Source organism: Massilia jejuensis (genome assembly GCF_042656795.1).
Lineage (GTDB): Bacteria > Pseudomonadota > Gammaproteobacteria > Burkholderiales > Burkholderiaceae_D > Telluria > Telluria jejuensis.
The window spans coordinates 22,428-28,860 of record NZ_JBHSMS010000051.1 but is presented as its reverse complement, the minus strand read 5'-3'; the positions used below and the strand labels follow the sequence as shown (position 1 = coordinate 28,860).

The following is a 6,433-nucleotide window of genomic DNA, read 5'->3' as shown; positions in this document are numbered from 1 at the left end:
TGAAATTATCTCAGACGGACAGCGTCGACGGAGCGCTTGGTGGCGAATAAATCAGTGCTTCCCTAAGAAAGGCTAGCGGCGATTAACGCCGCGTTACCGGTGTTTGTCAACGTAGTTGTCGCGTCACCTTACGCAACTTGCTTTAATTCTTCTGGCCGAATCCGTTCCGGATTCAACCAGACCTGATCGTCCAGGCTCCAGTTTCTGACATTCCGCGACCAGCGCTGCGGATTGCGGCTTCTGGCCTTTTGGTACACCTGTTCACGGTGGCTCAGAATCGCATCAGCTTGGCCGCCATGCCGCTGTGCCGGCGTCACGAATTTCAGGCCGCTGTGCTTGTGATCCTGGTTATACCAGCGCACAAATTTCTGTGTCCACGCCTGCGCGTCCTCTAGGTTCTCGAACGGCTTGTTCGGGTAGTCTGGTCGGTACTTGCACGTCCTGAACAGCGACTCCGCGAACGCATTGTCATTGCTTACGCGCGGCCGGCTAAACGACGGCGCGACACCCAATTGCTCCAACGTGGCCAGCATGGTGGCGCCCTTCATTGCGCTGCCATTATCCGAGTGGAGCACCAGCGGACGGCCTGCTAAGCCTTCGGCCAGGCTGGCGCGGCGCATCAGCCTTGACGCCGACTCCGCCGATTCGGCCACATGCACTTCGTGACCGACAATTTTCCGGCTGTAGATGTCGAGTACCATGTACCAGTAGTAGTACTTTCCCTTGATCGCAGCCGGCAGCCACGTGATGTCCCAACTCCAAACCTGGTTCGGCCCCGTAGCGCAATGGCTCGTGACCACCCGCCCAGAAGGCTTCTTTGCCTTTCCGCGGTAATGCTGCTGCGACGCAGCCTTCAAGACCCGGTAGAAGCTCGATTCCGAGGCATGTACACACCTCGATCAGCCAACGTCGGCACGATCTGGCTCGGCGGCATGCTGCCGAATTCCTCGCTGTTTGCCACTGCCAGGATCTCGGTACGCTCTTCGTCACTCAGCTTGTTCCTTGGTTCCGGCCTCGCAGTGGTTGGGCGATTGTCGGCGCCGATGGCATCGTCGCCGTTGCGAACCCAACGCTGGAAAGTTCGCAGGGTGATACCAAGCTCACTGCATGCGGGTGCCAGCCGGCTGCCAGCTGCCTCTGCTTCCCGGATCAACTCAACACACAACAGGCGATCTGGGACGCTGATCAGTCTTCCTCTTTGTCCCCCCAGATCGCCTGGGCTTTTTTTCGCAGAATCAGCAGCGCTGCAGCCTCGGCCAGCGCCTTCTCTTTGCGCTGCAGGTCCTTCTCCAACTGGCGAATGCGTTTCTTGTCTTCCTTCGACTGCGCCTGTTGGCTTCGAGCCTGCTGTGCCACGCTTGCGTTGGCCGACATGCACGCAGCCCGCCACGTAGCGATCTGCTGCGCAAAGAGCCCCTTGCGGCGGCAATACTCAGACAGTTCGCTTTCGTTCAGCGCTGCCGTTTCCAGCACCACCGCGAACTTGTCCTCCGAGCTCCATTCTTCTGGACTTTTTCCACTACCTGGCACCGGCGTTCCTTGACTACGAAGTTGACGGCGCCAAGTATAAAGCGTCTGCTCGGTGATCCCGCTCTCCCGGGCCAGTTCCGACACCAACCGGTTCTGCGGCGGCATCATCTGCCGCAACAGCGCTTCTTTTCGTTCTGCTGAATACTGTCCCACACAATCTCTCTTTGCCCGCCCCCGGTATGGCCCACTCCATTCAGGTGACGCGACAACTATTCTGACACCGGGGGTTACCGATCTTGCATCTATACGAATGGCAAACGTGACCAGGTCTCGAGGATTTTGCACAGTTCAGTAGCCACGAACTTCCCTGAATTCTTCAGACATGACGCATCGCTACTAGCCGCAATTGTCCAACGATCAAAAATCAGAACCGCGCGAGAATACCACGTAGTTCGTAATCGGATCGATGAGTTGGAGGGCGAAACAGGTGCTCTCGATGAGTGCAGTTTACTGTACAAGCTCGTTGATCAGTTCGAATCGCAATGAGCGCTATAGGTTGTAAGCGGACGCTACACTAGGTCTGCAATCGGCCCAGACTGTGTAAAAACGTAGGGACGTGTAAACGGCGGCAGCGTAGTCAACGTTAAGCCAGTATCTCATCACTACGGGTGCGAAATGAAGCGCTTTATTGAGGGCGAGGACCGCGGACAAGGCACGCTGCTGCCCGAGCTTCTGGACGACTACGTGGCCGAAGATAATCCGGTTCGTGTCGTCGATGTGTTCGTCGACGAGCTTGATCTTGCCAGCCTGGGTTTTGCTCGGGTGGCGCCGGCGAAGACGGGCCGGCCGGCCTACCATCCCGCCATTCTGCTCAAGCTGTACATTTACGGCTACCTCTACCGAACTTTCCTGGATCGACATAGGAGAAAATTCTTAAAAAGAGGTTCATGAATTTATAATACCCCCTTCGATACCTCGTTCCACTTTGTATGCCAATCGCGGACAATCCCCGCATGCGCGGGACACCCCCATATGCCGGTCCGATACATGGCATTCAAGAAGGTCGATTCCCCTCGTGCGCAGGGCAACCGGGTCGGCATACTATTCGGGATAGTCACGCTGTGGCCGATCCCCGCGTGCGCGGGGCAACCGCGTTGAGGCGGGGCTTCCCCCAGTAGCTGGCCGGCCGATCCCCGCGTGCGTGGGGCAACCCTCCACGACGGCAGCGACACCATCCTGGCCCAGGGCCGATCCCCGCGTGCGCGGGGCAACCGCCAACTGCAGGATCAACTCGCAGGCCAGCAGGGGCCGATCCCCGCGTGCGCAGGGCAACCACTTGCATCCAGCCGCACCACTCTTCATACGCCTTTCAGGCCATGATGCTTCAAGGCTCGACGTGACATGAAGAGTTTGGGAAAATCCCAACATTTCTTTCTGTTTTATACGTAACTCCACCTAACGGAGTTGCTTCATGTCAAAAAGCAAAAGAGCGCCCGGTTCGAGAAGCACATCTATCGCCAGATGTCATCCCGCGGGTGCCACGTCTTCCCAATTTCCAGTTTTTCCCCAAAGCGCAGGTGACCATCAAATTGTCCGCTGTGTTCGACCCGTTTGAAGCAGTCGAGCCACGCCACCGGCGCCGCGTGCGCAACTTGCCGATACCCTCGACAAGCTGCTCTGAGAGGGCCCAGTGGCGGTAGCGCGGTCCAGCCCCTCGGCCCGATCTCCCGCTCAGCGCGGCTGCGGCAATTTCTTGGTGCGGTAATCCATTTGCGCGCGCGTGATGCCCAGCAGGCTGGCGGCCTTGCTGATATTGCCGTGCGCCGACTTCAGCGCCGCCTGCATCAGCGCATCCTCGATCTGGCCGAGCGTGGACTGCTGGCGCGCGATCACGCCCGACGCCCACTCGTCGATCGAGGTGCCGCTCGCCGGCCCCAGGCCGGTGGTCTCGGCCAGGCTCGGCATCGCCGGCGTCAGCGCGGCCAGCTCGGCCAGTCCCAGCTGCGTCGAGTTGGCCGGACTTTCGTCGACGCTGAACACGTGCGGGATATCGATCGCACCGCCTTCGTCGGCCAGGATGATGCCGCGCTCGAGCACGTTTTCAAGTTCGCGGATATTGCCCGGCCACTGGTACGTCAGCAAGGCCTGCATGGCGCGGTTGGTGACGCCGGAAACCTGGCGCCCGTGCCGCTGGCACAGCTCGCGCAGCAGTTTTTCGAGCAGCAGCGGGATGTCGGCGCGCCGTTCGCGCAGCGGCGGAATCAGGATCGGGAACACGTTCAGGCGGTAATACAGGTCCTTCCGAAACCGGCCTTCTTCGACCGCAACCTTCAGGTTTTCGTTGGTGGCGGCCACCACCCGCACGTCGACCTTGCGGGTCCTGGTGCTGCCCAGGTGTTCCAGTTCGCCGCTCTGCAGGACGCGTAGCAATTTGGCCTGCGCCGTCAGGCTCAGGCACGCGATTTCATCGAGGAAGATGGTGCCGCCGTCGGCCGCTTCAAACCGGCCCGGGCGCGATTCGTTGACGCCGGTGTAGGCGCCCTTGTCGACCCCGAACAATTCCGACTCCATCAGTTGCTCTGGCATCGCGGCGCAATTGAGCTGGATGAGGGGCTTGTTGGCGCGCGGGCTCTTGCTGTGCACTTCGCAGGCGAACATGCTTTTGCCGACGCCGCTTTCGCCGAGCAGCAGCACGGTGGCGCGCGTTCCCGCGACCCGGTTGATGCGGTGGATCACGCCGAAAAATCCGGCCGAGGCGCCGATTGCCACCGCATGCCCGCCGCTGCCGCCCCCGGCTGGCAAAGGCGCGCCAGAAGCCGGCTGTGGCGCGCTGCCCGGCGCCACGCCACGGCGCTGCTGCAACGGTTGCGCCTCCAGATATTTCATGTCCAGTTCCGGATCGTCCCATTCTTCGACCGGCTTGCCGATCACGCGGCAATGGGCGGCGCCGGTCGAGCTGCATTCGACTTCGCGGAACAGGATCCGCTTGCCCATGAACGCGCTGCTGTAGCCGCTGGCGTAGCCGGTCTGCATCCAGCAGGCCGGCTCCGATCCCAGCCCGTAGATCGAGATGTGCGACTCGTCCTCGGACGAATCCTTCCACACCACCTCGCAATAGAAATGGCCGGTGGCGCTGTCGATTTCGAGCCGCACCGGTTCGGCCCGCACCACGCCTTCGAGGCCGTGCATTTGCGGACCGACCATGAACATATTGGTCTGGTTGTCGCCGGGCCGCACCTTGCGCGCCAGCGCCGCGTCCTTGGAGCCGGCCAGGTAGCCCATACGGGTCAGCAGGCCGCGCGCCGACTCGACCCCCAGCGATTCGATCAGTTCCTGGCGCAAGGCCCCGAAGGCCTCGGTGCGCAGCAGGATCATACGGCTGTCGTCGAGCCAGATGCGGCCGTCGGTCGGGCTGAAATGCAGCCGTTCGGCCAGGTCGCGAATATTTGGAAATATCTTGTCCTCGATCTTGTCGGGGATGTGAAGGCGCAGGCTCACGCCCGGCCCGGCCCCGGCGTCGGCCACTGTGGATTTCGACTGCATGGTCTCCTCGTTCTAATCTCAGGCGCCAGCACTGCCGTTTTTTTTTAAGCTTTTGATGACATGCGCTTTTGGGCGAATTTCATGAATTGACTAATTGATACTCATGGACAACTTTGTGCGTTCGCAGCATCCATGCTCCGTATTGACTTGGCCGCGCCCAATCATATTGCCGTGCTCGCGGTGCAGCAAACGCACTTGAGGAATCAAGCTGGCACACCGTTTGCTATGCGTTAGATGAATACCGCATATGTCGGTTTCTTATTTGTCTTTTTCAATATAGGGGCGGCTGATGTCCGAAGTCAATGCAAATAACCGCTGGGTAAGAGTTACCAATGAAACGGAAAACGGCTTCATCGAGTTCGAATTCTTCGTCGCCGACCGCGACCTGTGCGTGGAACTGATCCTGCCCGCGGCCGCCTTTCAGGAGTTTTGCGCAATCAATCAGGTCCGCTTCATCGACACTGGCGCGCCCGGCCTGATCACGCCGTCCGAGCCCGGCATTCCGCTGCGCCGGATCAAATAATTTTACAAGGAGACATGGGATGCAAGTTGACATCAAGAGCCTGAACATCAAGCCGCTGCGCCATACTTTCGACGCCGTGGCGCGCTTCACCGGCACCGACAAGCCGGCCTCGCGCTACCTTGAGGCGACCATTGGGCTGCAGCCGGAAACGAACTTCCACTACCAGCCGCTGTGGTCGAAGGACCGCGCCATCTTCGACAAGCGCAACACCGCGATCGAGATGGCCGACTGGTATCGCCTGCTGGACCCACGCCAATACTACTACGGTGCCTGGACCATCACCCGCAGCAAGCAGCAGGATGCGGCCGAACGCAACTTTGCCTTTGTCGAAAAGCGCCAGATGCTGGCGACCATCCCCGCCGGACTGCGCGCGCAAATCGAGTACCTGCTGCTGCCGCTGCGCCATCTCGAGTACGCGGCCAACCTCAACAACTGCGCGATGTCGGCCAAGGGCTACGGTGTGTCGGTCACCCAGGCCACGATGATGTGCGCGATGGACCGGCTGGGGATTGCCCAGTACATCACCCGCATCGGCCTGATGCTGGCGGACGGCACCGACACCGCACTCAAGACCGCCAAGGCCGCATGGCAGAACGACCCGGCGTGGCAGGGCATGCGCGCGCTGGCCGAGAACATGCTGGTCACCGAAGACTGGTTCGAACTGTTCGTGGCGCAGAACGTGGTGCTCGACGGCCTGCTGTATCCGCTGGTGTACCAGTCATTCGGCAACCTGGCCAGCGCATCGGGGCAGACCAGCTTCGCGATGCTGACCGAGTTCATGAGCGAGTGGTTCGACGAACACGCTCGCTGGACTGGCGCGGTGCTGAAGATCGCCGCCGCCGAATCGCCGGCCAACAAGGAGCAACTGGCGCAGTGGGTCGGCAAGTGGCAGCCGCA

The 6,433-nt window shown here is 60.6% G+C and carries 3 protein-coding genes and 2 pseudogenes; 3 read left to right on the top strand and 2 right to left on the bottom strand.

Annotated elements, in window-relative coordinates:
- Nucleotides 1–128: 128 nt before the first annotated feature.
- A pseudogene (locus ACFPOU_RS16320) lies at nt 129–1,683 on the bottom strand (IS3 family transposase).
- Between the two features lie 462 nt (nt 1,684–2,145).
- Between ACFPOU_RS16320 and ACFPOU_RS16315 the strand changes: the two are divergent.
- Nucleotides 2,146–2,412: pseudogene (locus tag ACFPOU_RS16315) on the top strand (transposase); the annotation flags it as partial.
- Nucleotides 2,413–3,201: 789 nt separating this feature from the next.
- On the opposite strand, the gene ACFPOU_RS16310 reads toward ACFPOU_RS16315, so the two are convergent.
- Entirely contained in the window at nt 3,202–5,013 is a 1,812-nt protein-coding gene (locus tag ACFPOU_RS16310) for a sigma 54-interacting transcriptional regulator (protein ID WP_379723401.1), read from the bottom strand.
- Nucleotides 5,014–5,302: 289 nt separating this feature from the next.
- Here ACFPOU_RS16310 and ACFPOU_RS16305 point away from each other — a divergent pair, with 289 nt between their 5' ends.
- Both ACFPOU_RS16305 and ACFPOU_RS16300 read left to right on the top strand, forming a co-directional pair.
- Nucleotides 5,303–5,536, top strand: a complete 234-nt coding sequence (locus ACFPOU_RS16305) for a phenol hydroxylase subunit (RefSeq protein WP_034303249.1) — start codon at nt 5,303–5,305, stop codon at nt 5,534–5,536.
- 19 nt (nt 5,537–5,555) lie between these two features.
- On the top strand, nt 5,556–6,433 hold an 878-nt coding region (locus ACFPOU_RS16300; RefSeq protein WP_379723398.1), incomplete at its 3' end, for an aromatic/alkene monooxygenase hydroxylase subunit beta.

Bases quoted from the DNA above. Each gene is read 5' to 3' on its own strand.
- ACFPOU_RS16310 (WP_379723401.1), bottom strand. From the start codon at position 5,013: ATGCAGTCGAAATCCACAGTGGCCGACGCCGGGGCCGGGCCGGGCGTG.
- ACFPOU_RS16305 (WP_034303249.1), top strand. From the start codon at position 5,303: ATGTCCGAAGTCAATGCAAATAACCGCTGGGTAAGAGTTACCAATGAA.